23 protein-coding genes and 1 tRNA gene are annotated in these 24,474 nt (G+C 66.7%); 15 read left to right on the top strand and 9 right to left on the bottom strand.

Features of this window, described 5'->3' with window-relative positions:
- Positions 1-15: 15 nt before the first annotated feature.
- Positions 16-624 (bottom strand): MarR family winged helix-turn-helix transcriptional regulator, encoded by a 609-nt coding sequence (locus tag ACOGI5_RS14410; protein WP_419865101.1) that lies wholly within the window; start codon positions 622-624, stop codon positions 16-18.
- 252 nt (positions 625-876) lie between these two features.
- Here ACOGI5_RS14410 and ACOGI5_RS14405 point away from each other — a divergent pair, with 252 nt between their 5' ends.
- From ACOGI5_RS14405 to secG, 5 genes are all read left to right on the top strand, one after another.
- Positions 877-1,281: a poly(R)-hydroxyalkanoic acid synthase subunit PhaE gene (locus ACOGI5_RS14405; RefSeq protein WP_419865100.1), complete on the top strand. Its 405-nt coding sequence runs from the start codon at positions 877-879 to the stop codon at positions 1,279-1,281.
- Between the two features lie 29 nt (positions 1,282-1,310).
- Positions 1,311-2,462, top strand: a complete 1,152-nt coding sequence (locus ACOGI5_RS14400; protein WP_419865099.1) for an alpha/beta fold hydrolase — start codon at positions 1,311-1,313, stop codon at positions 2,460-2,462.
- A gap of 35 nt (positions 2,463-2,497) precedes the next feature.
- Positions 2,498-3,508 carry a patatin-like phospholipase family protein gene (locus ACOGI5_RS14395; RefSeq protein ID WP_419865098.1) on the top strand — a complete coding sequence of 337 codons (1,011 nt, stop codon included), beginning with the start codon at positions 2,498-2,500 and terminating at the stop codon, positions 3,506-3,508.
- Positions 3,509-3,574: 66 nt separating this feature from the next.
- Positions 3,575-5,161: a thioredoxin family protein gene (locus tag ACOGI5_RS14390; protein WP_419865097.1), complete on the top strand. Its 1,587-nt coding sequence runs from the start codon at positions 3,575-3,577 to the stop codon at positions 5,159-5,161.
- A 65-nt stretch (positions 5,162-5,226) separates the two neighbouring features.
- On the top strand, positions 5,227-5,454 hold the full coding sequence (gene secG, locus ACOGI5_RS14385; protein WP_419865496.1) for a preprotein translocase subunit SecG: 228 nt from the start codon (positions 5,227-5,229) through the stop codon (positions 5,452-5,454).
- Positions 5,455-5,516: 62 nt separating this feature from the next.
- Here secG and ACOGI5_RS14380 read toward each other — a convergent pair whose 3' ends face one another.
- Complete coding sequence (locus ACOGI5_RS14380; RefSeq protein WP_419865096.1) at positions 5,517-6,956, bottom strand: N-acyl-D-amino-acid deacylase family protein; 1,440 nt, start codon at positions 6,954-6,956, stop codon at positions 5,517-5,519.
- 127 nt (positions 6,957-7,083) lie between these two features.
- On the opposite strand from ACOGI5_RS14380, the gene ACOGI5_RS14375 reads away from it, so the two are divergent.
- The 3 genes from ACOGI5_RS14375 to ACOGI5_RS14365 all read left to right on the top strand — a co-directional run bounded on the left by ACOGI5_RS14375 (position 7,084) and on the right by ACOGI5_RS14365 (position 9,041).
- Positions 7,084-7,920: a TIGR03560 family F420-dependent LLM class oxidoreductase gene (locus tag ACOGI5_RS14375; protein ID WP_419865095.1), complete on the top strand. Its 837-nt coding sequence runs from the start codon at positions 7,084-7,086 to the stop codon at positions 7,918-7,920.
- Positions 7,921-8,001: 81 nt separating this feature from the next.
- A tRNA-Leu gene (locus tag ACOGI5_RS14370) sits at positions 8,002-8,085 on the top strand.
- Positions 8,086-8,144: 59 nt separating this feature from the next.
- Positions 8,145-9,041: an LLM class F420-dependent oxidoreductase gene (locus ACOGI5_RS14365; protein WP_419865094.1), complete on the top strand. Its 897-nt coding sequence runs from the start codon at positions 8,145-8,147 to the stop codon at positions 9,039-9,041.
- Between the two features lie 17 nt (positions 9,042-9,058).
- Here ACOGI5_RS14365 and ACOGI5_RS14360 read toward each other — a convergent pair whose 3' ends face one another.
- On the bottom strand, positions 9,059-9,901 hold the full coding sequence (locus ACOGI5_RS14360) for a phytanoyl-CoA dioxygenase family protein (RefSeq protein WP_419865093.1): 843 nt from the start codon (positions 9,899-9,901) through the stop codon (positions 9,059-9,061).
- Between the two features lie 137 nt (positions 9,902-10,038).
- On the opposite strand from ACOGI5_RS14360, the gene ACOGI5_RS14355 reads away from it, so the two are divergent.
- From ACOGI5_RS14355 to ACOGI5_RS14340, 4 genes are read left to right on the top strand one after another with little or no spacing between them, the layout of a single operon-like run.
- Positions 10,039-11,340, top strand: a complete 1,302-nt coding sequence (locus tag ACOGI5_RS14355) for a Rieske 2Fe-2S domain-containing protein (protein WP_419865092.1) — start codon at positions 10,039-10,041, stop codon at positions 11,338-11,340.
- 3 nt (positions 11,341-11,343) lie between these two features.
- A complete protein-coding gene (locus ACOGI5_RS14350; protein ID WP_419865091.1) occupies positions 11,344-12,750 on the top strand; it encodes a glutamine synthetase family protein in 1,407 nt (468 codons plus the stop codon).
- Between the two features lie 31 nt (positions 12,751-12,781).
- Positions 12,782-13,957, top strand: coding sequence for an acyl-CoA dehydrogenase family protein (locus ACOGI5_RS14345; RefSeq protein WP_419865090.1), 1,176 nt, complete (start codon positions 12,782-12,784; stop codon positions 13,955-13,957).
- Between the two features lie 11 nt (positions 13,958-13,968).
- A complete protein-coding gene (locus tag ACOGI5_RS14340; protein ID WP_419865089.1) occupies positions 13,969-15,087 on the top strand; it encodes an acyl-CoA dehydrogenase family protein in 1,119 nt (372 codons plus the stop codon).
- Between the two features lie 11 nt (positions 15,088-15,098).
- Here the strand turns inward: ACOGI5_RS14340 and ACOGI5_RS14335 are convergent, their stop codons facing one another.
- From ACOGI5_RS14335 to ACOGI5_RS14310, 6 genes are all read right to left on the bottom strand, one after another.
- A complete protein-coding gene (locus ACOGI5_RS14335) occupies positions 15,099-17,462 on the bottom strand; it encodes a xanthine dehydrogenase family protein molybdopterin-binding subunit (protein WP_419865088.1) in 2,364 nt (787 codons plus the stop codon).
- A complete protein-coding gene (locus ACOGI5_RS14330) occupies positions 17,462-17,947 on the bottom strand; it encodes a (2Fe-2S)-binding protein (protein WP_419865087.1) in 486 nt (161 codons plus the stop codon). The genes ACOGI5_RS14335 and ACOGI5_RS14330 overlap by 1 nt, the downstream gene beginning before the upstream one ends.
- Positions 17,944-18,801 carry an FAD binding domain-containing protein gene (locus ACOGI5_RS14325; protein WP_419865086.1) on the bottom strand — a complete coding sequence of 286 codons (858 nt, stop codon included), beginning with the start codon at positions 18,799-18,801 and terminating at the stop codon, positions 17,944-17,946. The genes ACOGI5_RS14330 and ACOGI5_RS14325 overlap by 4 nt, the downstream gene beginning before the upstream one ends.
- 6 nt (positions 18,802-18,807) lie before the next feature.
- Positions 18,808-19,836 (bottom strand): hypothetical protein, encoded by a 1,029-nt coding sequence (locus tag ACOGI5_RS14320; protein WP_419865085.1) that lies wholly within the window; start codon positions 19,834-19,836, stop codon positions 18,808-18,810.
- On the bottom strand, positions 19,833-20,981 hold the full coding sequence (locus ACOGI5_RS14315) for an aromatic ring-hydroxylating oxygenase subunit alpha (protein WP_419865084.1): 1,149 nt from the start codon (positions 20,979-20,981) through the stop codon (positions 19,833-19,835). Before ACOGI5_RS14315 ends, ACOGI5_RS14320 begins: the two co-directional genes overlap by 4 nt.
- Before the next feature lie 184 nt (positions 20,982-21,165).
- The gene (locus tag ACOGI5_RS14310; protein ID WP_419865083.1) at positions 21,166-21,633 is read right to left on the bottom strand and encodes an ASCH domain-containing protein; all 468 of its coding nucleotides are present in this window, start codon (positions 21,631-21,633) and stop codon (positions 21,166-21,168) included.
- 188 nt (positions 21,634-21,821) lie between these two features.
- Here ACOGI5_RS14310 and ACOGI5_RS14305 point away from each other — a divergent pair, with 188 nt between their 5' ends.
- The 3 genes from ACOGI5_RS14305 (at position 21,822) to ACOGI5_RS14295 (ending at position 24,474) form a co-directional block, all read left to right on the top strand.
- The gene (locus ACOGI5_RS14305) at positions 21,822-22,349 is read left to right on the top strand and encodes a GNAT family N-acetyltransferase (protein ID WP_419865082.1); all 528 of its coding nucleotides are present in this window, start codon (positions 21,822-21,824) and stop codon (positions 22,347-22,349) included.
- Between the two features lie 78 nt (positions 22,350-22,427).
- Positions 22,428-23,579, top strand: a complete 1,152-nt coding sequence (locus ACOGI5_RS14300; protein ID WP_419865081.1) for a hypothetical protein — start codon at positions 22,428-22,430, stop codon at positions 23,577-23,579.
- A gap of 349 nt (positions 23,580-23,928) precedes the next feature.
- Complete coding sequence (locus ACOGI5_RS14295; RefSeq protein WP_419865080.1) at positions 23,929-24,474, top strand: BrxE family protein; 546 nt, start codon at positions 23,929-23,931, stop codon at positions 24,472-24,474.

The following is a 24,474-nucleotide window of genomic DNA, read 5'->3' as shown; positions in this document are numbered from 1 at the left end:
TCGGTTGGTCCCGCTCTACAGCGCCCGCGCATCGAGCCGGGCGAGCGCGGCGTCAGTCGACACCAGCATGCGTTCCAGCAAGTCTGCAAGAAGTTCGCGCTCGCTGGTGTCGAAGACGGTGAAGATCTCCTCGTAGATGCGGTAGGCGCGGTCGACGAAGTACTGGTGGCGGGCCGCGCCGAGATCGGTCAGCTCGACCAGTACCTCCCGATGGTCGCGGTCGGCCCGTCGCTTGGAGACGAGCCCGTCGGTCTCGAGCCGGACGACGGCGCGTGTGACCGTGCTGGGTTCGACGTCCATGATGTCGGCGAGCGCCCGGATGGAGACAGGGCCGTGACCTGCCACCGCGTCGAGCGCTCGGAACTGGCCGGGCTCGATCGCCTGGGACCCGCCCCCGAGCACGTGTCGGCGCAGCCGTTCGACGGTCGGCCCCAGCCGCGCGGCGCGCCACAGGGCGGCGACCTTATGATCGAGATCCCACTCGTCGCCCCAGTCGGCGGACTCGGGCGCCCAGGATTGCTGCGCGTCACGAACTCGTGGCAGCCCGAGCGTACGACGAGTGCCGCTGCCCGTGGACTGCGCCGGGTCTCCCGCGCCCTGCTGGTCCGCATCGATCAAGTTCATCGGCTGTCTTCATAATCTAGCCGATCCACTGCCTCTCTGCCAGTAGATCGTTGCAGCGTGTCACACAATTTCCGGTAGCGAAATGCTCTTGTGACCTCGCTGTAACCTAGATATGATTGCATAGCGTCATGCAATTGATGGACGACGAAATCGGTCCCATCAGTTCATTCATTCGCTCCGGCAGGCGTCGAGTACGCCGCCGGGATTCGTGACACCACACCGGACACCCCCTGTATTCCGGAGGAACCAGACATGGCCAAGCAATGGCGTGAGATCTACGACGAGTGGGAGAAGGCCGTAGCGCCTGGTCTCCAGCAGTTCACCGCCTCGGACGGCTTCCGAGACTTCATGGCCGCCAGCGCCAAGGTCACCAGTGCCTTCACGGCTGAGTTCGAGCGTGCCAGCCGGCGCTGGCTGCACTTCTGGAACCTGCCTGCCGCCACCGATGTGCGCAAGCTGCGCCAGCAGGTGGCCGCCGTGGACCGTGAGCTGAAGGGTCTCAAGAACCTCGTGTTCGACGTGGTCACTGCCGAAGGTGCCGATGCCGGATCGGCGATGAACGGCCATTCGAAGACCGCTGCCAAGGCGGACCCCAAGAAGAACGCCGCGAAGAAGCCGGCTGCGCGCAAGACCGCTGCTGCTGCCGAATCGTCCTGACCGACCGCGATTGAACCCAAGGAACAGCAATGTCTGCAAGCACGCTGATCAAGCCCAAGAATGGCGCTGACCCCAAGGGCCAATCGCCCGAGCACGACGCAGAGGCGCCCAACCTGTTCGCTCCGTTCGGCCCCGTCGCCGAGATGTGGGAGACCGGCATGCGGCGCTGGTGGAACCTGACCCGCCACGTCATGGGCATCGACCGTGCCCCGGTCGGCCAGACTCCCCGTGACGCCGTGTGGAGCAACGGCAAGGCCGTGCTCTACCGCTACCGCAGCGAGAACCCGACCGTGCGCCCGCCGCTCCTGCTGGTGATGAGCCTGGTCAGCCGATCGTTCATCTTGGACCTGCAGCCCGGCAACAGCTTCATCGAACGGCTCGTGGCCGAGGGCTTCGACGTCTTTCTGCTCGACTGGGGCGTGCCCGACGAGGAGGAGGCCAACAACACCCTCGAGACCTACTGCGACGAGTTGCTGCCCCAGGCAGTGGTCAAGGTCAACCAGATGGGCGGCGAGGTCGGTGTCACCGTGTTCGGCTACTGCTACGGCGGCCTGCTGTCGCTGCTGTATGCGGCCGGCCACCCGGACGATCCGATTCGCAACCTGGTGGTGATGGCCACCCCGGTGGACTTCACCGAGATGCCCACGGTCATGACCGGCGTCGGCAAGGGCGGCATCGATCCCGAACACCTGATGGACCACACGGGCAACGTGCCCGCCGAGGCCGTTCGGGCCTCGTTCACGCTGCTCACGCCCACTTCAGACCTCAGCACGGTCATGGACTTCTGGGAGCACCTCGACGATGACAAGTTCCTGAGTTCGTACCAGGCGATGACGTCGTGGACCCGCAGCCACATCCCGTTCCCAGGGGCCACGATGATCCAGACCGTCGAGATGTTCATCGAGGGCAACGGCTTCGTCACCGGCGATCTGATGCTGGGCGGCCGCAAGCTGGACCTCGGCGACATCAAGGCGCCGTTCCTGAATGTGATCGCCGAGCGCGACCACATCGTGCCTCCCGAATCCACCTTCGGCCTCGGCGAGATGATCGGCTCCGACGACGCCACCGAGATGCGGCTGCCCGCCGGCCACGTCGGGCTGATCGTGGGCAACGGCGCCCGCAAGCGCTCGATCCCGTCGATGATCGGCTGGATGCTCGAGCACAGCGACGTCGCGGCCTAGCCGGAGTCGTTCAGAGCCGGACCGCTCGAAATCGCATGAGCGAGACAGCGACGCCCGGACCGGCCGGGTCGATTCGCAGCGTGGCGCTGGTGATGGGCTCCGGCGGCATCGTCGGCGGGGCGTTCCATGCTGGCGTGCTCAAGGCGCTCGAGGACGCTTGGGCGATCGACGCCCGGGAGGTCGACCTGATCGTCGGCACGTCGGCCGGGTCGATCTCGGGAGCGCTGGTGGCTGCCGGGCTCAGTCCCAGCGATCTGTTCCGGCGCGAGACTCGTCAACCGCTGAGCCCCTGCGGCGAGCGACTGCTCGGCGCGGCACGGGCCCGGCGCGGCCCGAAGCGCCAGGCCACTGCCAGCTTCGGGGCGCCGATGGCACCCCACATCTGGATGCTCGCGGCGGCGATGCCGGGTCAGGTGGCACCAGGCACCGCGCTGGCATCGCTGCTGCCACGTGGCAGAGTGCCGACATCGCACGTGGCCCACATGGTGCGCGGGCTCTTCGAGGGGGAGTGGCCGACAGGACCCCGACTGCGTGTGCCGGTGGTGGATCTCGATACCGGCCAGCGGGTGGTCTTCGATGCCGACGGTCCGGCGACGCCCGCGGAGGCTGTCGCGGCGTCGTGTGCCGTGCCCGCGGTATTCGAGCCGGTCGAGATCGACGGCACTTCGTACATCGATGCCGGCGTGCACTCGTCCGACAACCTCGATGTGCTGCGGGATGAGTCCTACGACCTGGTCGTGGTGAGCTCCCCGATGGGCATTGCCGAGTTGCCGTCTGCGGCACAGCCGTGGGCCATGCCGATTGCCGCGGCGATGGACTTCGGCGCGACAACACTCGGCTGGAGCGCATTGCGGGTTGCCAGCCGGATGGCCACCGAATGCGAACGACTGAGCTTGACGGAGTGTGAGCGTGTGGAAATCGTCATGCCGGCATCGGCCGATCTCGATGCCATGGGCAGCAACCTGCTCGACCCGCGCCGCCGGCCGGCTGTGGCCCTGCAGGCCTACGCCGCGGCGAGCGAGCAGTTCACGGCACACCCCCTGTAGCGGATCGCTGGCGCGTCGGCGCCGACCGGGAGGCCGCGGCTAGCGCCCCAGATCTAGAGTCGCGGCGTGCCTGCTGAAGAACGCTCCACCGCCGCTGAGCTGCCGGGCCTCGTCGATGGCCTCGTGGCGTTCGTGAAACGCGATTGCCCGACGTGCCGCGATGTCGAGCCGGTACTCGCCGAACTCGCCGATCACGCCGTGCGCAGCGGCACTCGCCTGACGGTGTTCACGCAGGACGACCCCGAGTTCATGGCTGTGCTCAATGGACCACACGCGAATGTCGTGCACGACCACGACCTGGCTGTGTCGTGGCACCACGAGATCGAGACCGTGCCGACGCTCATGGCCGTGATGGACGGTCGTGAGATGGCGCGCACCGTGGGGTGGGACCGCATGAGCTGGGAGGCGCTGAGCGGCGCCGACGATCTGGGCTCCGAGCTGCCGGACATGCGACCGGGCTGCGGCTCGATGTCAGTGGACCCATTGCTGGCCGACGAGCTGGCATTGCGTTTCGGCGCCACAGCCTTCGCAAGTCGCAAGGTGGAGCTGGCGTCGGCGGAAGATCCGGTCGAGGCGGCATACGACCGCGGCTGGTCCGACGGGCTGCCGGTCGTGCCGCCCACCGAGGCGCGTGTCGCAGCAATGCTGGCGGGAACCTCGCGGGCGCCCGACGAGATCGTTGCTGTGGTGCCGCCCACGCTGGCCCCCTGCACCGTCGAGAAGGTGGCAGTCAACGCGGTGATGGCCGGCTGCAAGCCCGAGTACTTGCCCGTGGTGCTGGCCGCAGTCGAAGCAGCCTGCACCGACACCTTCAACATGCACGGGCTGCTGTGCACACTGTGGTTCTCAGGGCCGATCGTGATCGTGAACGGCCCGATCCGGCGCCGCATCGGCATGAACACCGACAAGAACGCGCTGGGCCAAGGCAACCGGGCCAACTCCACCATCGGCCGGGCGCTGCAACTGGTGATCCGCAATGTCGGTGGCGGCAAGCCGGGCATCGGCGGTATCGACCGCTCGGCGCTCGGCTCGCCCTCGAAGGTGGGCTGGTGCTTCGCCGAAGACGAGGAAGGCCTGCCCGAAGGATGGGCGCCGCTGTCGGTCAGCCGGGGCTTCGAGCCAGGTCAGGACACCGTGACGCTGTTCGCAGGGCACGGCCCGATCGGCTGCATCGACCAGGTGTCGCGGACGCCGGACTCGCTGATCCGCACCATCGCCCAGCAGTTGATGTGCGTGGGCAATCGCAAGCTGCCCACCGAGGCGATGCTGGTGATGACGCCTGAGCACATGTCGACGTTCGCGGACTCGGGCTGGACTCGGGAGCGCTTCTACGAAGAACTCGAGCCGCTGTTACAGATGGATTTGGACTTCGCAGTGAGCGGCGCCGGCGGCATTTCCGAGGGGCTGCCCGAGGGCTTCGTGCAGCAACTCTTGGGCACTGAGGTCGCCGGCAACCAGAGCGGCTCGGTCGACGGCGGGCACGTGTTCGGCTCGGCCGAAGGCGTCGCCCGCGGGGGCCTGCGCAAGCTGCCGCCGTGGTCGCCCATGGTGGTGCGTGCCGGCGGGGGAGCGGGCGGCTTCAGCGCCATCATCGAAGGCTGGGTGCCCGGGGCGAAGGGCAGTACCCCGATCACTCATCCGATCGTTGCATAACCGCTCGCCTGCGCCGGGAGCGCACTCGGGGGCTGAGCCGGGTGCCGGTAGCCTCAAGCCCCGTGATGGTGTGGATCGTCGGAGCGATACACCTGCTGTCGGCCTTCGGACTGATCGGTCTCGTGCTGCTGCACAGCGGCCGTGGCGGCGGGGTATCTGACATGTTCGGCGGCACGGTGGGATCCACTGCTGCGGGCTCGACCGTCGCCGAGAAGAACCTCAGCCGCATCACGGTGGTGGTGGCCGTCTCGTTCGGCTTCACCACGCTGATCCTGGGTTTGCTGCTCGCCTGACGGCCCGGGCTTGTTGCTCGCTTGACGGCGACGGGCTTGCTGCTCGCCTGATCCCAGATCTCTCAGGAGCGCCTGATGGCCCGACCGGGCCGTGCGCCGGTGCTGGCGCCGTCACGCCAGACCGTCCTGCCATTGACCATGACGAGTTCGATGCCGTTCGCCGGCTGAGCCGGCCGCTCGAAGGTTGCGGTATCGATCACGGTCTCAGGGTTGAACAGCACCAGATCAGCCATCGCACCGACTTGGAGCACGCCCCGGTCGGCCAAGCCGAAGTTCCGGGCCGGAAGGCCCGTCATCTTGTGCACTGCGTCTTCCAGCGAGAAGAGCCCAACCTCGCGCGCATAGTGCCCGAGCACTCTCGGGAACGTTCCCCACAGGCGCGGATGCGGGAACTCGTCATGCGGCAGGCCGTCCGAGCCGATCATCGTGCCGGGGTAGGCCAGGATCCGGCGCACGTCCGCCTCGTCCATCATGAAGAAGATCCCGCCGGCGGGCATCAACGCTTCGACGGTTGCCTCGAGGTCGAGACCCATCTCGGCTGCGATATCCGTGAGATCCATGCCGGCCGCTTCTGGCCACGCCTCAGACCACGTCACCAGCACTCTGCTGGCGCCGAGATGCCTGGCTGAGGCCAACGTGGTGGAGCTGGCGACGTAGGGGTAGGCGTCGAGGCTCACTGGCTGGTGCTGCCGGGCCCGCTCGATCTGCGCCAGCGTGTCTGTCGAGCGCCCGAAGTTGGCCTGCCCGGCGCACTTGTGGTGCGAGATCACCACCGGAATGCTGGCCTCGCGGCCGATGGTGAACGTCTCCTCCAATGACTCGCTGACGTAGTCGCCTTCATCGCGCATGTGAGTCGTGTGGATGCCGCCGGCGAGTTGGACGGCCTTCGCCAGCTCGATGATCTCCGCGGTCGGAGCGGCAGCCGCCGGGGCATAGAACAGTCCCGTTGACAGGCCGATGGCGCCGGCCTCCATCGCCTGGTCCAAGCGCTGGCGCATGGCTGCGATCTCGGCTGGGGTTGCTGGACGGTCCAGGGAGTTCATGGCTTCCACTCGCAAGGAGGCATGGCCGACGAGGCACGTTGCATTGACGGCCGCAGGCTCGGCGTCCAGAGCAGCGAGGTACTCGCCGAAGTCACCGAAGAAACCCTCGGCATCGGGACACACGAGATCCAGTGGTGTCGGCGGGCGTCCGCTGGCACGCAGCGGCGCCAGACTGACCCCGCAATTGCCGGTGACGACCGTCGTCACGCCTTGGCTGACCTTGGGCTCCATCAGCGGGTCGATCAGCAGCGCCCGGTCGTCGTGGGTGTGCACGTCGATGAACCCGGGTGCCACTGCTCTGCCGCCGGCGTCGATCTCGAGTGCTCCCTCGGTGGGGCTGAGATCGCCGAGGCCGGCGATCCGGTCGTCGGTGACGGCGATGTCACCGCGGACCGACGGGCCGCCGGTACCGTCGATCAGGCGGGCGTTGCGGATGATCAGCTCCGGTGGGTCGATCACTTCGGCGAGCTCCTTTGCATGCCGGCCGACGCCGCGAGTCCACCACAGAACCGACTCCTGTTGGCCGTCGTCGCTCCGGCGAGACACGACGCGTAGCGTTCGAGACGCCTGCGACGAAGGAGCCCCGATGGGACGCCACGCGATCAAGACCCCGCCGCACCACGCCACCTGGCCGGAGTTCCTCTCCCTGTGGCAGCTTGCCGACGAGATGGAGGTCATCGAGTCGGTGTGGAACTGGGACCACTTCTACCCGCTGGCGCCGCCGTACGACGGTCCCAACCTCGAGGGCTGGACGATGCTGGCAGCGCTCGCCCAGGCGACCGAGCGCGTCCGCATCGGTGCCATGGTCAACGGCATGCATCACCGTCACCCGGCAGTGACCGCCAACATGGCGGCCACGCTGGACCACATCTCCAATGGCCGCTTCGAGCTGGGGATGGGTGCTGGCTGGAACTTCATGGAGAGCGATGCCTACGGCATCGACCTCGGCACGCTGCGGGACCGCTCGGACCGCCTCGAGGAGGGCATGGAGGTGATCGTCAGCCTGCTGGCCAACAAGACGACGACGCACAAGGGCCGCTTCTACGAGCTGACCGACGCGTGGTGCGAGCCGAAGCCGGTGCAGGACCGCATCCCGATCGTCATCGGCGGGTCGGGCCGGGTGCGGACGCTGCGCACCGTGGCGAAGTACGCCGATCAGTGGGACATGCTCTTCCCGGACGATGTCGCAGCGTGGCAGGAGCTCGACGGGGTGCTGCGGGCGCACTGCGAGCGTGTCGGCCGCGACGAGGCAGAGATCGACCGATCCATCCACCTGAGCCTTGAGCCGGGGGAGGCGGGCAGGGCAGTGGCCACGGCGCAGGAGTTCTTCGACGCCGGCGTCGACATCGTCGTGTGGTCGTGGCGCGGCGAGCTCGACCCGGCCCGCCTGGACGCGCTCGCGACCGCCATCGACGAGGCCTGATTCCCACCGGACGATTGGGGTGGCAGCGCTATGCTGATGCGCCCCGAAATGGCTGGGCAGACGGCTGTTTCGGGGGCCTCAGTCGGAGTGGCGGAATTGGCAGACGCGCTAGATTAAGGATCTAGTGCCCGAAAGGGTGTGGGGGTTCAAGTCCCCCCTCCGACACCCACCATCAGCGCTCGGCCAGAGCGTCAGCGTCGACACCGAGCCGGAGTCAGGTCGCCATGAGAGTCGGTGCGATTCTTTCCCAAGCCGACGCAGGCACGGATCCGACGAAGATCAGACGGTACGCCCGCGAACTCGAGGAGGCGGGCTACGAGCACCTGATGGCCTACGACCACGTGCTCGGCGCATCGCCGGAGCGGCTCGGTGCGGGGCCCTTTGGCGGGTTCCCCGAGCCCCCGTACACCAGCGAGCACACCTTCCACGAGATCCTCGTTCTGTTCAGTCACTTGGCCGCGGTCACCTCGACCATGGAGTTCGTGACGAGCGTGGTTGTCCTGCCGCAACGCCAGGCGCCCGTCGTTGCCAAGCAAGTAGCGACGATGGACCTGCTCAGCGAGGGGCGCCTTCGGCTTGCGGTGGGGGCCGGCTGGAACGCTGCGGAGTACATGGCACTCGGTGCCGACTTCGACCATCGCACGGCGGTGCTCGAAGAGCAGATCGAGGTCATGCGCAAGCTGTGGACCGAGCGGATCGTCACCTTTGACGGGCGCTTCCACCAGTTGGACCGGGTCGGGATCAACCCGCTTCCCGAGCGGCCGATCCCCGTGATGATGGGGACCCGCATAGCTGATGCAGCGATGCGACGAGTTGCGCGCGTCGCGGATGGCTGGATGCCGCTCGCTCTCCCGGGCATTGATCGGGGCACCCTGGCCGAAGGGGTGCGGCGTATGCGGGAGATCTGCGAGAGCCAGGGCCGAGACCCCGATTCCCTGCCCGTCTTCGCGAGGGTCTACTTCGGCCCGGGATGGCAGGCCGAGACCGAGACGGCCCTTCGCTGCGGGTGCGCCGACTTCTCGGTCGGGGTCAACCGGTTCGAGAACCCCGACATGACCTTGGAGGACCACCTTCGCATCCTCGTCGAGACGAAGCCCGAGATCGACAGCCTGGTGGGTTGACGCCTATCAGTGCGCAGCTACAGCGTCGGGGCTCGTTCGGGCGGACGCTCGGCACCCTGGTAGAGGAGTTCGCGGAGTGCCACGCCGGCTCGCTGGTGGAACTCGACGGCGACCGGATCGAAGTCACTCTGTGGTCGCGGGGTCAGCTCGAAGTTTCCGTAGCTGTCGGTCCCGCGGACAAGGGTGGCGAAGTCCCAGTCGACGAGGAGCTGTTTGGTCCGGGTCGGCATGTACTGCAGCGAGATGCCGATGCGACGGTCGTCGGTCGTGTTCGGTCCCGATCCGTGTGCGAGCCGCACGTTGTGCATGGACATCTGGCCCGGCTCGAGTGCCATCGAGGCGACCTCTCGCTCGGAGACGTCGATCTTGAGCTCCTGGCCCCGCGTCAGCATGTTGTCCGCGTGGTAGGTCTCGTCGTGGGAGAGGAGTTCCCGGTGGCTTCCGGGGAGCACCGACATCGCACCGGCTGCCTCGGAGGCAGGTGAGAGTGCGATCCACGCGCTGACGAGTTCGCCGTTGTCGAGTCCCCAGTACTCGAGGTCCTGGTGCCAGCCGACGTAGCTAGGCGAATTCGCCTCCTTGATCCAGAAGATCGAGTTCCAGCACAGGATGTCCGGGCCGATCAGATCCTCGACCGCGTCGAGCAAGGTCTCGTGGCGCATGAGCTCATCGATCCACGGCCACAGCAGATGACCGCCGGCACGCTGAGCGCCGCCGAGCGGGCCGCCGCTTTCGGCCTCGTAGGCCTCGAGCTTCGCCCGCGCCTCGACCGCCTCGCTGGCGGTCAGAAGATCGAGCGGCGCGATGTAGCCCCGGTCGCGGTAGTGGTCAACCTGGGCGTCGGTCAGGTGCTTCGGCATCGCGTCCCTTTCTTGGCCTGCCGTGGCTGGTCGGTCTGGTTCGTCGCCGAAACTACTACTCGGGTCCAGACTCACCTCTAGCATCGCCTGCTAGACGACGGTGAGTCCTCGCATTGCACGACCGGGGGGAGGCTCGCATGGTCAGTGCCGATGAGAACCGACTCTTGACCGAGAGCGGGCCGGGGACGCCGGGCGGTGACGTGCTTCGCCGGTACTGGCAGCCGGCGGCGCTCGCCGAGGAACTCGACAGTGACCGGCCGGTGGTCCCGGTTCGCCTGTTGGGCGAGGACCTCGTGCTGTTCCGCGACGACCAGGGCCGGCTGGGCATGATCGGGCGCCGTTGCCCTCACCGCGGCGTTGACCTGTCCTATGGCCGGGTGGAGGACGGCGGACTGCGCTGCCCGTTTCATGGGTGGCTCTTCGATGTGAACGGTGCGTGTCTCGAGACACCGGCAGAGCCGCCGACCTCGACGTTCCACACCAGGGTGTGCCAGGTCCACTACCCGGTCACCGAGCGCAATGGCATCGTGTGGGCATACCTGGGCGAGGGCGATCCGCCGGTGCTTCCCGGGTTGGACTGTTTCGTGGCGCCGGGCCCGCAGGTGTTCGCGTTCAAGGGCATGTGGGGGTGCAACTGGCTGCAGGCTCACGAGGTCGGGATAGACCCGGCGCATGCGGCGTTCTTGCATCGCTTCCTCGGCGCGGAGGACGGCACCTACGGGCTGCAGTTCCGCGACACCATCGCGGCCACCGACGTGACCGTCGCCGAGCTGATGCGGGAGGCCTCCGCGCCCGATATCACCATCGAGACCACCCCGTTCGGCTTCCGGTTCCGGACGCTGCGCCGGTACCGGGACGAGTTCACCCATGTCCGGATCTCGAACTGCATCTTCCCCAATGCGATCACGATCGCGATGAGCCGGGAGATGAGCATCTTCCAGTGGCACGTGCCCATCGACGACCACCGCTGCTACTGGTACTCGATGTTCGTCAGCTACGGCGAACCCGTCGACGCCGAGGTGATGCGAGCCCAGCGCATCAGCCAGGTCACCCTGCCGGACTACCGCCCGATCGCCGACAGATCGAACAACTGGGGGTTCGATCCGGTCGAGCAGCGCGAGCGGACCTACACCGGCATGGGCGCCGACATCAATGTCCACGACCAGTGGGCGGTCGAGTCGCCCGGCCCGATCTTCGACCGTACGACCGAGCACCTCAGCCCGAGCGACGCCGGCATCCGCACCCATCGCCGCATGTTCTTGGCCGCTCTGCGCCAGCCTGACGCGGACACGCTCATCGGCGCGGCCGACCCTGGGGTGCTCCGCGGTCCCGGCGCCATCGACGGCGTCACCACCGGCGACGACTTCGATACTGCGTGGCGCGACCTCGAGACCAAGCGACGCGAGGCCTCCGGCTGGGCTCCCGCGCTGGCGGACTGACCGATGCCTGACACCTCGAAGCCCGAAGACCGCTGGGACGCGGACTGGGCCGACGCCGCGGCGGCAGTCGAGGACCAGGTCCGCGACAAGGGGCTGCGAAGCGTTCGGGTCTCGTTCGCCGACCAGCACGGGCGGTTGCACGGCAAGGTGCTCGACGCGGCGCAGATTCCCGACGCGCTGCGCAACGGCGTCTCGTTCCCGGGTTCGTTGCTCACCAAGGACACCGGCCAGCACTACGCGTTCAAGATCTGGGAGCCTGACGGCGGCCCGACGCTTGCCTCGGTCATGGGGGCGCGCGACATGGTCATGGTGCCGGACCCCACCACGTTCCGCGTGCTGCCGTGGCTCGACGGGACCGGGTGGCTGCTGAGCGACCTGTACAGCGTCGAGGGTGCTCTGATCGAGCTGTCGACGCGTCGAATCTGCGCCCAGGCGCACCAGCGGTTGGCCGATCGCGGGCTACGGCTCCGGGCCGGCCTCGAGATGGAGTTCCATCTCTACCGCGTCGACGAGTCCTCCGGAGACCACCAGCTCACCCACCGGGGCTGGGACCTGTTGGCTGAGAACTTCTCCGATCAGGTCGAACCGCTGCTCGAGCCGATCCAGCGCAACCTCACGGCGTTGGGCCTGCCGCCGAGAACCATCGAGGTCGAGCACGGACCCAGCCAGGTCGAGCTCACCTTCCCTCCCGCCGACGGCATCGAACTGGCAGATCAGGCGGTCCTGATCCGCGCCGCCGTCAAGCAGATCGCGAGGCGGCACGGCCTGCATGCGACGTTCATGGCCAGGCCGGCGCTTGGCGACGCCTTCCCGAGCGGCTGGCACCTCCATCAGTCGCTCATCGGCATCGACGACGGCCGCAACCGGTTCGCGCCCACGGTCCCCGGCGAGACGCTCTCGGCGACGGCGCGGCACTACCTCGCCGGGCTCCTCGACCACGCTGCCGAGTCCTGCCTGCTCACCACGCCGACCGTCACCGGCTACAAGCGCTACCGGCCCCACAGCATCGCCCCCGACCGGATCGTGTGGAGCCGCCAGCACCGCGGCGCCATGCTGCGAGTCATCGACGAGCCCCCGGGTTCCGCGACCAGGATCGAGAACCGCGCCGGCGACCCCGCGGCGAACCCCTACCTCTACCTCGCCTCCCAGATCCTCTCGGGGCTCGACGGCATCGAAGCGAAGTTCGAGGCGCCGCCCCCCAGCGAGACGCCCTACGAGGCCGAGGCCGGGCCGCTGCTGCCGCGTACCCTCGGCGAGGCCATCGACGCGTTCGACCAAAGCGCCTTCTACCGCAACGCGCTCGGCGACGAGATCGTCGACTACCTCGTCACCCTCAAGCGGTCCGAGTGGTCACGATTCGGTGCGGCCGTGACCGACTGGGAACAACGCGAGTACTACGACACCTTCTAGCTGCAGCGAGACTGCACGGAGGAGGCAGCCGATGGAGTTCGAATTCCCGGCCGAAGCCGAGCAGTTTCGAGAAGAGCTGCGCGCGTTCATGGATGCAGAGCTGCCTGACTGGTGGAACGGACTGTTTCACGACGACGACCGCATCTATCCGTTCACCCGAGAGTTCTGCATGAAGCTGGCGGAGCGGGATTGGCTGACGATGTCGTGGCCGGTCGAACACGGTGGCGTGGACGCCGACGTGTGGAGTCAGATGGTGGTGCGCGAGGAGATGTGGGCGGCCGGTGAGCCCCGCGGCCCGCAGTACATGAGCCTCAACTACATCGGCCCGATGCTCATGGAGTTCGGGACCGCCGACCAGCAGGAGCGGTTCCTGAGGCCGATGGCCGCGGGCGAGGTCATGTGGTGTCAGGGATTCTCCGAGCCAGAGGCCGGCTCCGATCTCGCAGCGCTGTCCACGAGGGCGACCGACGCTGACGGGTGTTTCCTGGTGAACGGTCAGAAGATCTGGACCAGCTACGCGACTGCCGCGGACTGGTGCTTGTTGTTGTGCCGGACCGATCCGGGCGAGCGGAAGCACCAGGGCTTGTCGATGCTGCTGGTCGACATGAACACTCCGGGGATCACGGTCCGGCCGATCGACTCGATGGGCGGCCCCCAGGAGTTCAACGAGGTTTTCTTCGACGACGTCGAGGTGCCCTATGACTGCCTGCTGGGTCCGCGAGGCGACGGCTGGCGGGTCGCGATGTCGACGCTGGCCCATGAGCGGGTCGGGGCTGCGCTCCACGCGCGGGTGAAGGTGCTGCTCGACGCGCTGATCGAATACGCGACCACCACGAGGGACGAGAACGGCCAACCGCTGGCCATGCGGCCGTTGGTGCGGGCTGGGTTGGTGCGACTTCAGGCCCGCTACCGAGCCGCGAGGCTGTTGTGCTACCGGGTCGTGTCGGCCATGGCGGCGGGCGACGCCAACGTCGTCGACCCCGCAGTGAGCAAGGTCTTCTCGTCTGAGCTCAACATCCTGATCGGCAACATCGGTCTCGACATCGTGGGCGCCAGGGGACAGCTCCGCACCGGTGACGGCCTCGCCCCGCTCGACGGGCTCATGAACGATCACTGGGTCCACAGCATCCCGCAGCCGATCGCCATGGGCACGAACGAGATCCAGCGGAACATCATCAGCCAGCGCGGCCTCGGCCTCCCCCGATAGGAGCGACCGCCATGGACCTCATGCTCAACGACACGCAAGAGATGATCCGAGACGGCGCGCGGCGCTTTCTGGCCGACTCGCTCGATGCCGACACGGTGCGAGAGGTCGAGGCGAGTAGCGACGGCGTCAACTCTGAGATCTGGGCTCAGATGGCCGAGCTCGGCTGGACCGCGCTTGCGCTGCCCAGCGACATCGGCGGAGGCGGTGCCGGACTCGCCGACCTGTGCGTTCTGGCCGAGGAGCTCGGACGGGCTGCCGCATCGACGCCCCTCGTCGCCACGGCTGGCTTCGCGGCGACCTTCCTCGGAGCCGTCGAGCCGACGGCGGTGACCCGCGACATGTTGAGCACGCTCGCGACTAGCGGCGCAGTGATCACGCCCGCACTTCTCGACGCGGCCGGGCGCGACGAACGATCCGCCTCGTCGACCGTCCTGACCGAGACAGGCGCTGGTGCCACGATCTTCGGCGCAAAGGCGATGGTGCCGTACGCGTCGGCGGCGCAGGCGCTGCTCGTGTCGCTGACGACACCAGACGGCGAATCAGCGGTCGTCGCTGTCGACCGCGACGCCGCAGGCGTCGAGTGGACTCGCCATCGCGCCACGGGTGGAGACCCGCTATTCCACGTCGAGTTCTACAACGTTCCCGTGTTCGCCGGCGGTGTCCTGGCTCGCGGCCGCGCCGCGGAGCGGGCCATCGACGCCGGATTGGACGCAGCCACCGTCCTCGCCACCGCTGAAGCGGTCGGCTGCTGCGAAGGGATGATCCGGCTCGCGTCGGAGCACGCATCGAGCCGTCAGCAGTTCGGAAAGGTGATCGGCAGCTACCAGGCGGTATCCCACCGGTTGGCCGACATGCGCATCAACACCGACGCCTGCCGGCTCCTCGTCGCAGAGTCCGCCTGGATGCTCGACCAAGGGCACGACGCGACCCTCGAGGTCGCCGGGACCAAGGTCTTCGCGAACGAGGTGATCGTCGACATGGTCCATGCCGCCCACACCGTTCACGGGGCGATCGGCTACACGACCGAATACGACCTGCAGCTCTACACCAGGCGCGCCAGGGCGTTCTGCCTGAGCCACGGCGACACCGACACCCAGACCGAGCGCGCCGCTGTCGCGCTCGGCCTCTAGCCGAGGCGGCGTCAGCCGCCGGCTTCTCGGATGAGACGAGACAGCAGCGCGGGCCGCAGCGGTTTGGTGTTGACGTTGACGTCGAGGTCGGCCAGGGCGTCGGCGACTGCGTTGACGATCGAGGGCACTGCTCCGATCAGACCGCCTTCTCCTACGCCTTTGAACCCGCCGACGGTGTCGATCGACGGCGACTCGATGTGGGCGATCTGGAAGTTGGGAACGTCTACCGAGCTGGGCAGCAAGTAGTCCATCAGCGTTGCCGTGCGGACCTGGCCGTCGGAGTCGTACACGAACTCCTCCATGAGTGCCTCGCCGATGCCTTGGGCCACGCCGCCCATCACCTGGCCGTCGACGATCATCGGGTTGATGACACGGCCGCAGTCGTGAACGACGACGTAGCCCTCGATGTCGACCGTCCCGTCTGCCGCATCGACCGCCACCTGTGCGATGTGGGTGGCGTTCGCCATGGTGACCAGCGGCGGGTCGTAGAAGTCGGTCTCCTCGATGCCGAAGCTCTCGCCTTCGGGCAGGTCGACGGTGTTCATCGCATACGCCGTCTCGGCGACCTCCGCAAACGAGAGCGCCCGGCTCGGCACGCCGGCGACATGCATCTGGCCGTCGGAGACCACGATGTCTTCGGGGGTGGACTCGAGCATGTATGCGGCGATCCGTGCCAGCTTCAGCCGGGCTTTCTCCGACGCCCGTATCAGCGCCCCGCCGCCGGTGACTGCGCTGCGGCTGGCGAAGGTGTTGGTGCCGTAGGGCCCCGCCGCGGTGTCGCCCTCGACGACCGTCACGTCCTCCAAGCGAGCCCCGAGCTCGTCGGCGACGACCTGAGCGAAGGTCGTGAAGTGGCCTTGCCCTGAATGCGCGTGGCTCACGAAGGCGGTCACCTTGCCGGTGGGCTCGACCTTCACCGTTCCGCTGTCGAAGCCGGGCAGGCGGCTCAGTCCGCGGGCACGCCAGCCGGGGGCGCCCGTCCCGCTCACCTCGGTGAAGCTGCAGATGCCGATGCCTCGGTACTTGCCGTCGATTAGCCGTCCCGCCGCCTGGCGGGAGCGAAACTCGTCATATCCCGCCATCTCCATCGCCATCTCGAGCGACTCGACGAAGCTGCCTGTGTCGTAGCGGACGCCGACGACGTTGTTCCACGGAAGTTCCGCGGTGGGCACCATGTTCCTCAACCGAACCTCGGCAGGGTCGAGCTCGAGCCGGCGGGCGATCCGGTCCATCATGCCCTCGATCGCCATGAAGCAGACCGGCTGTGCGACACCCCGATAGGCCAGCACCGGCGCGGTATGGGTGGCGACGGCGGTGGCCGTGTACTCATACTCGGTGATGCGGTACGGCCCGACGATCATGCGGGCGCCGCCGGTGGTCTCCAGCGTGCAGCCGAACGGCACCGCCGAGTAGGCGCCGCCGTTGGTGAGGATCTCGGCCCTCAGCGCCGTGACGATGCCGTCATCATCGACAGCGGCCTCCACTCGATAGTGGTTGTCACGGGCGTGGACGTCGGTGAGCAGGGCGCCGTACCGGTCCTGGACCCACTTGACGGGCCGGCGCAGACGCAGGGCGAGCGCAGCGCAGACGAATTCCTCGGGGTAGAGGGCCGCCTTGATGCCGAATCCGCCGCCGACGTCGGGAACAACGACCCGCAGGGTTGACTCGGCGACGTCCAGGAACTCGGCCAGCGCCGTCCGCAGCAGGTGGTGGATCTGGGTCGAGGAGTAGAAGACCAGATTGGCCGGCTGTTCGGGCACGGCGAGGCAGCCTCGGGGCTCGATCGGCACGGCGGTCACACGGTTGGAGTGGAACTCCTCGGAGATGACGTGGGCCGCCGCTTCGAAACCAGCGTCCACGTTCTCGGTCGCGAATCGGCCCTCGAAGTAGACGTTGCCTGGCACCGTCGGATTGACCTGCGGAGCGGCGGGATCGGTGGCTTCGTGAATGTCGGTGACCACAGGAAGCGGCTCGTAGTCGACCTGGACCAGTTCCATGCCGTCTTCGGCGATGTACTGGCTCTCGGCCACCACCACGGCCACCGCCTCGCCTGCGAACCGCACCTCGTCGATCGCCAGCACGTCGCGGGTGTTGGGGCTGTAGCCGGGCAGCTCGATCTGGGCGGCGATCGGCTTCACCATGGCGGCGAGATCGGCACCGGTGAACACGTCGACCACGCCGTCGAGCGCAAGGGCCTCGCTCGCGTCGATCGAGGCGATCCGGGCGTGGGCGTAGGGGCTGAGCACGAAGGCCAGGTGCAGCGTGTTGATCGGCGTGGGCAGGTCGTCGACGAAGCGTCCCTGGCCCCGCAGGAGGTAGTCGTCCTCTCGCCGCAAAACGCTCTGCCCGACAGCGCCTTGGAGGTCGCTGCTCATCACTGGTGCCCCCGTCGCAGCTCCACCGCGGCCTCAGTGATCGCGTCCACGATGTTTGCGTAGCCGGTGCAACGACAGACGTTGTTCATCAGCGCCTCCCGGATGGCGGCCTCGTCGGGGTCGGGACTGCTCTCAAGCAGCTCGACCGCTGTGAGGAGGAATCCCGGCGTGCAGAACCCGCACTGGAGCGCATGCTTCTGGTGGAACATCTCCTGGATCGGATGCAGCTCGTCGAGTCCCGCGAGATCTTCCACGGTGCGGATGTCAGATCCGTCGACCGCCACAGCGAAGTGCAGGCAGCTGCGGGCAGTGCGGCCATCGAGCAGCACCGTGCACGCACCGCACACCCCCTGCTCGCAGCCGATGTGGGTGCCGGTCAGGCCGAGATCGTGGCGCAGGTAGTCGACCAGCAGCCGCCGGGGCTCCACCCGGGATCGGCGGCTGCGCCCGTTGACGGTGACGGTCACCTCGTGTTCACCCGTCATGGACCTTCCCCTTCCAGCAGGCCGCGCTCCAGCAGCACGCCCACGAGGTGTCGCCGGTACTCGGCGTCGGCGTGCATGTCACCGGTCGGATTGACGACATTGCGGGCGGCTGCGACGGAGGCTGCGATTGCGGTGGGGCCCAGATCGGTGCCGACCAGCGCGTCCTCGGCGTCGACCAGACGCTGGGCCACCGACCCCACGCCGAACGCCGCGATGCGTGCCATGGCGCAGGTGCCGCCTGCGCTGGCCCACCGCAATGCGACCCCGCCCACCGGGAACACGTTGCCCCCGTTCGAGACCTCCAGCAGCGCGCTTCGCTCGCTCGGGTCCTGGCGTTCGAATGCGACCGCCGAGACGATCTCGCCTGGCTCGATGCAGGTGGTCATGTCCGCAACGAAGAAGTCGTGGGCCGCAACCCGGCGTTCGCCGGCGGCACTGGTCAGCACCAGATCGGCCTCCAACGCGAGCGCCACGGCCGGCAGCTCGGCGAGCGGATCGCAGTGGGCCAAGCTGCCGCAGACGGTGCCGCGGTTGCGCGTGGCGGGCAGTCCGACGTGCCGCAGCGCCTTGGCCAGCAGCGGGCACTCGGCTTGGACCAGCGGGCTGGTCTCGGCGTCGATCTGACGCACGAGCGCACCGACGACGAGGCGGTCGTCGGAGAGCCGGATGTAGTCGAGCTCACCGCAGCGGTTGATCGACACGAGCACCTCGGGTCGGGCCAGCCGAAGATTCATGAGGGGAACGAGGCTCTGGCCGCCGGCGAGGATCCGGGCGTCTTCGCCGTGGGCGGCCAGGGCTGCGACCACCTCGTCGAGCGTCTCGGGAGCAACGAACGAGAACGGCGCAGGTTTCATGGCGGCTCAGCCGGCGAGGGGTTGCAGATCGGCTGCGAGCGCCGCCAACGGCTCAGGACTCACGATGGCGCCGTCTTCGACGACACGCTGACCGTCGATGTCGATCGTGTGCATGAACAAGACGGCGTCGGGATGGTTCTCGCCGCCGCCGGGATCCCACCACGGCATGCCCATTCCGATCGCGTTGTTGCCAATCGCACGCGTGTCCTCGACGAACGAGCCGCCGGTGACCCGGGCCGTGGGATGGATGCCGTGGGTGAAGTGGATGACGTAGCCGTATTCGCCGTCCTTGCCGGCCCGCCGCAGCGCCCGGTCGGCGACGGTCCGCTCGTTGCCTCCGCCGGAAATGGCCCTGATGCGGCCATCGATTTCGAGGGTGATGGGTGACGGAAGTCGGGTGTAGTACTCGTGAAACATGGCGCCGACGTCGATGTGGCCCTTCACGGATTCGACTTCAGGGAACAGCGTGCATTGCCCCGGAATCAGGACCGTCCCCGGCTTGTCGGCGCGTCGAGGTTTCTCGAACCCGCGCTGCGCCAAAACGAAGCTCACGTCGGTGCCGGCGCCATCGGTGATGCGCACGCTCTTGCCGACGGCATCGTTCACCAGCGCGTCAAACCCATGGTGCACCGCGAAGTAGCGGTCGAGATCGACTCGCCCGAACAGTCGCAACAGGCCCCCGGCGCTGAGGTCGGCACCCAGCAGGTAGCGGATGCGGTCGGTCTCCATGGCGTGATCGTGCAGTTCCGAACCGGCGAGGTAGGGGAACGTGAAGTCGATCCACACATCTGCGGCCAGCGCTGCGGCCCCTAGCGCCGGAGTCACGTAGGGATCGGCGAGGCGTCCCTGATACGGCAGCGGCGGGATCAGGTGGACCGAGGCATTGGCGCCGGCGAGCAGCGACGCCCGCAGTACCGCCTGCCAGACCACCTCGTCGCTGTCGGTGTCGGCGGTGATCAGGACGGTCTCGCCCGGCTCCAACGCCATGTAGTCGCGCATCAGCACGTCCGCCGCGCTCGAGACGGTGGGGGTCATGGGGTGGCTCCGTCGAGGACACGGTCCAGGTAGCCGTTGAGGAAGTTGTGAACGCCCTTCTCGTGCGTGCTCATCCGCCCCGGCCGGTAGGCGGGGGAGCTCATCGCCTGCTGCATCGACTCGATCATCACCCGGTCCTCTTCGAGCACCAGGATCTGGTAGTCGTAGTAGATCTTCAGCGTCTCGTCGAAGTCGGGCCGCTCGAAGAACTCCTCGGGGAACAGGTGGTAGATGACCACCTTGGTGTGGCCCTCGTCGATCGGCCAGGCGATCATCGGCCGGATGCAGTCGATGCGGCCGAAGAACGTCATGTTGGGCGCCTTGTACGCGGTGCAGGCAAAGCTGTGCGGGCGGTCCTCCATCCACGGCATCTTGCCGAGCAGCGGTTCGGCGCCCGGCGTGGGCGGGCCGGCGTCGTAGAAGATCGACAGTCCGCCGCCGGGCTTGATGTCGATGTGGTCGGGCTCGAACTTGAAGTTGGCGCCGAAGCTTCCCGCGTGCAGCACCCCCACGTGGTAGAAGTCCATCAGGTTCTCGTGCACGAACTTCCAGTTGCACGCGAGGTCGATCTCGAGCTTGTTGCCGAGACGGCACTTCTCCCACCCGAGGAATGAGAACTCCTCGTCGATCACCGCCATCGCGTCGGCCAGCGGTTCGGCTTCGGGATCGAAGTTGATGAAGATGTTGCCCCGCCACACGTCGAGCCGCAGCGGTGTCAAGGCGCAATCGGCGACGTCGAATCCCTCGGACTCGGCCATGTAGGCGGCGCCCTTGAGCTGGCCGTCGAGGCCGTACACCCAGCCGTGGTACGGGCAGCTGAAGGCTTTGAGGTTGCCCGCTCCGTACGCGACCTCGACGCCACGGTGGACGCACATGTTGTAGTTGGCGTGCAGCTGCCCGTCACGATCGCGTGAGAGCAGCACGGGCTCGCCGACCAAGCGCAGCGCCATGAAGTCACCCGGTTCGGCCAGCTCTTCGACACGCCCGACATACAGCCATTCGCGCTTGAAGTACTCGTCGACCTCGCGACGGAAGATTTCCGGGCTGGCATAGATCGCGCCTGGTGCATGGCTGGCCTGGTCCAGAGCGGCCCGGGTCTCCCTCGGATCTATCTGCAACGAACCAGGCTCCAACGAATCTGGCATCACGTCCCCCCATTCCCCACGGCTCCGCCCCATGGAACCGCATTGCGAGACTCGATTCGCTCTCCGTTGCATAGCAGGGCATCAGCCCCTCCGCCAAGGCGACCGTCACTGACGAGAACTCGAGTCCTCGATTAGAAGGGCTATGCGCTTATGCAGGCCTGTGCTGATGGGGGAGCCTGATCGCCTACGGTGCCGCAGCGAGGATTCGGCCGCTGTCGTCTGCGGACAGGTACCCAAAGCTCTGGGGCGGTCGGAAGCCGTCGACCAGTCGGCGAAGTTGCGCCAGGCTGACCGGCGTTTCGGCGCGTTGCGCATCGCTGAGGTGCAGAGCGATGCCTTCGCTCAGACCAGAGAAGTACTCGTGAAACTCGCGCCTTGAGATCCCAGCTCGGCTTGATGCCAGGCACCAGAGGTCTCGCAGCGACTGCGACTCGATTGAGTCAACACGGCACGTCCCGACGAGTGACATCACCGGTCTCGTCGAGTAGATCAATGCGAGCGTGGGGGTCGCAATGCGGGGGCGTGTCCGCCGCAGTTCGATGGTCTTCGCACCCGAAACGATTGCACTGGCGTACCTCGGCTTCAGGGACAGCACGAGAACGTGCCCCAGGCCACTTCTCGCCTTGTCGGCTGCTTCGTCGCGAACATTCATGCGAACTTATGTTTGTTTTTGTTGCTCCTGGTTCTCAAGCTGCCCGTCCGAATCGACGGAGCGTGGAGCGGCATATATTCTGGGTGACATTGATGCTCAACCTGGGGATGGGAAGGCTCCCGGACTTCGATGTCACACCGAACGCATATCGTTGATGCTTGTAGAGCGTTGTCGGAAAGAAGGTTCGGGTGACCGGGACGACGACTGATCTGATCCGAAGTATCGACAGAGGGTTCGATTTCGCTGCGTCGACGAGGATCTCAACCAGCCGGTCCGGCCTTTCGAAACGAAGGTCGCTCGCGGCGCTTCAGCTCGTCACGCCTGCGGTAGCTGGCAACTATGCGTGCGGGTCGCAGTGGCTTGAACGTGTCGCCGACCAGCTTGACGCTGCGGGTGGGCCCTTGGTTGTTGCGGCAACCCATGACGACCAGTTCGCTGGAGTCGCGGTGCTACGTCCGAAAGGAGTGCGCCGCCTGAAAATCGCCACGTTCTTCGTGGCATCCCACTGGCGGGGACGTGGTGTGGCAACGATGCTGGCACGTCAGGTGACCGCCGGAGCGTTCGACGTCGGATACGAAGAGGTCGCACTTACGTGCCCGGATCAAATGCGCCATCAGTTTGACCGGGTGCTGGCCCCGAGCGGGTTCCAGCATGTAGATCGCCTGGTGGACCGCTACGGAGAGCGGGCCGAGAGCGTGTTCTGCGCTGCGGCCTGAAGCGGCCTTGGGGGCGATGGAGCGATGGGCACGCTTGCGGTAATTTCTCGAACTCCGATTAAGTTGTACCAGCTGCATGTGAATCTGTGGATCCTGCCGGGCCTTGGACGCGAGGTTCGGTTTCTAGATGTCGGATTTCGTTTTGAGGTGCTGGGCGGAGTAGAGGCGCCGGGTGGTGTAGTTGAATTCCTCGACTTGGCGATTCCGGGTTCGGGGCTGCGAAAGCCAGCAGATCTGTCCCAGTGGATCACATCGGAGTCGGGCAGCCTGATCTTCGGGATGCCGATCGTCCGCGGTCCGATGGACCAGATCTCTCCGGTCCAGACGATTGTTCCAGACCACGTATCGGCAACGCTCGTCGAGTTGTCAGAGTTTGAGCCGATGATGACGGAAGATCTCAAGGCCGGCGTCAGCCTCTGGCGATGTCATCTTGCAGAGCCATGGAACTCCGCGGCCGGGATTGGCTACTGCCGCATCAGATTCTTCGTTCTAGATCCCGGCAGAATGTGGACCCGCCCAGGGGTGTCACCGGTTGACGGTAGGTCTTTCTTCGACATAAGGGTCCTCGACGTACGGGAGTACGCCACGTCGCCGGTCGCGCCGAGAATACGAAAGTTCGGGACGGCAGTACTGGAGACGGTGAACACTCACCTAATTCTGCCGGAGGAGTTCGAAGTCCTTGACGCCGCCGAGAATCATAAGTACGTCAGGCTGTTGGAAACGGCGGCTTGGCGGGCCTACCTGGGGCGTCGCGCGAATCTGCCGATAAGACGTCCAAAGATGTTGGCGGTGTCATGGGAAACGCAGGGCAGCGGAGGCCGTCCCGCAGCAGATTTGACGCGGCCAGCGCGCTTTGCGTGCATGCTGAGGAAGCACTCGGTGACACTTGCGCTTGCGAGGTTGCTCGTGGCCGTCATCGTCGCAGGATTGATGGTGTGGTTCTTTGTCGGTTCAGATGCGTTCCGAGGAGGTACTGCCAACGACGTGATCGGCTGGTGGAACGAAGAGGTGCGGGCAGAAGACTCGAGTTTGCCTGTGGCCGATGGGATCTCTGAGGATCTGCTGGATTTCCTGCTTCCCGTGACCGCCGTGGGCACCCTGGCGGGGGTCGTGGCGCTGGTTCGTTGGTCGAACGCGCGACAGCTTGTCGGCAGAATGAAGCTCATTGGACGAATCAGGAGTGGCGTCGAGGCGTGGCTTGTCAACGCTGACGACCACGGGCGCTACTGAGCAGTCCATAGAGAGCTTGTCGCTGCGCTCGTCCTCGCTGCGTCTACGACCTGCTCGCTGCCGGGTGATGCGCGCGCCGATCAACTCGGCCCCATTCTGGACGGCGTTCGCAAAGCCTGACCCTCACGGTGGGCCTCACAGCAGTGCGAGGAATGGCATCCTGCGCAGTCAACCGTCCCGTCGAGGGTTTACTGCCGCATCGAGTTCGGCGAAAGCCGACGTGCCCGGGCACATCTATGTGTCGGACGGCGCAGTCTGAGTCGGCGCGGCTGCGGCTGATCCGGGTCCCTCCCACTAGGGCCGTCACGGCCGCCGTGACACCGGGGGCAGGCACCGAGCGGGGGGCGCCGTGGCACCAGCGGTCTCAACACCTGACGTCGACGAGATCGTTGTATCCGCCATTCGAGTCGCCCGACTGGGTGAGGCCGATCTGCGGAATTGGTGGGGGTCTCGCTCATTCGGCGCGGCGGGTCGCGTTGTCCTGAAGCAGCGGCTTCCGCGTACGTGGCGTATGGCGGCAGTTGAGCTCGACTTGGCGTCGGCGGCGAACCGGCACAACGACATCATCGACCGGCCGAACGCTGTCCACCTGTTCAGCGACCGCTGGCCAGTACGACGCTGGACAGCAGCGTGGGTTTCCGAGCAGAAGACCGAAGACGAGCCGTCAGCGATATTCGAGTTCCTCGAGACTGCGACGCTCGATGCGATTGAAGATTCTCTACGTGCCGGAAAGAGGCCGCGAATCGAATCCCTCGGCGATGCGTTGAGGGCCGGTTCAATCGAGCGCTCGGTGCTGGAAGACCCTGCCGCGGTTGCCGATGCTGTCCAGACGCTTGCTGCTGTGTATGTCGGTCGCGCGACCTTCGCCGCGCCATTCCTCGAGGTGACCGATTGA

It is taken from the genome of Candidatus Poriferisodalis sp., from assembly GCF_965208925.1.
In the GTDB taxonomy this organism is placed as follows: Bacteria; Actinomycetota; Acidimicrobiia; order Acidimicrobiales; family Poriferisodalaceae; genus Poriferisodalis.
Note: the sequence above shows the minus strand (reverse complement) of the source record. Positions and strands in the feature narration are given on the sequence as shown.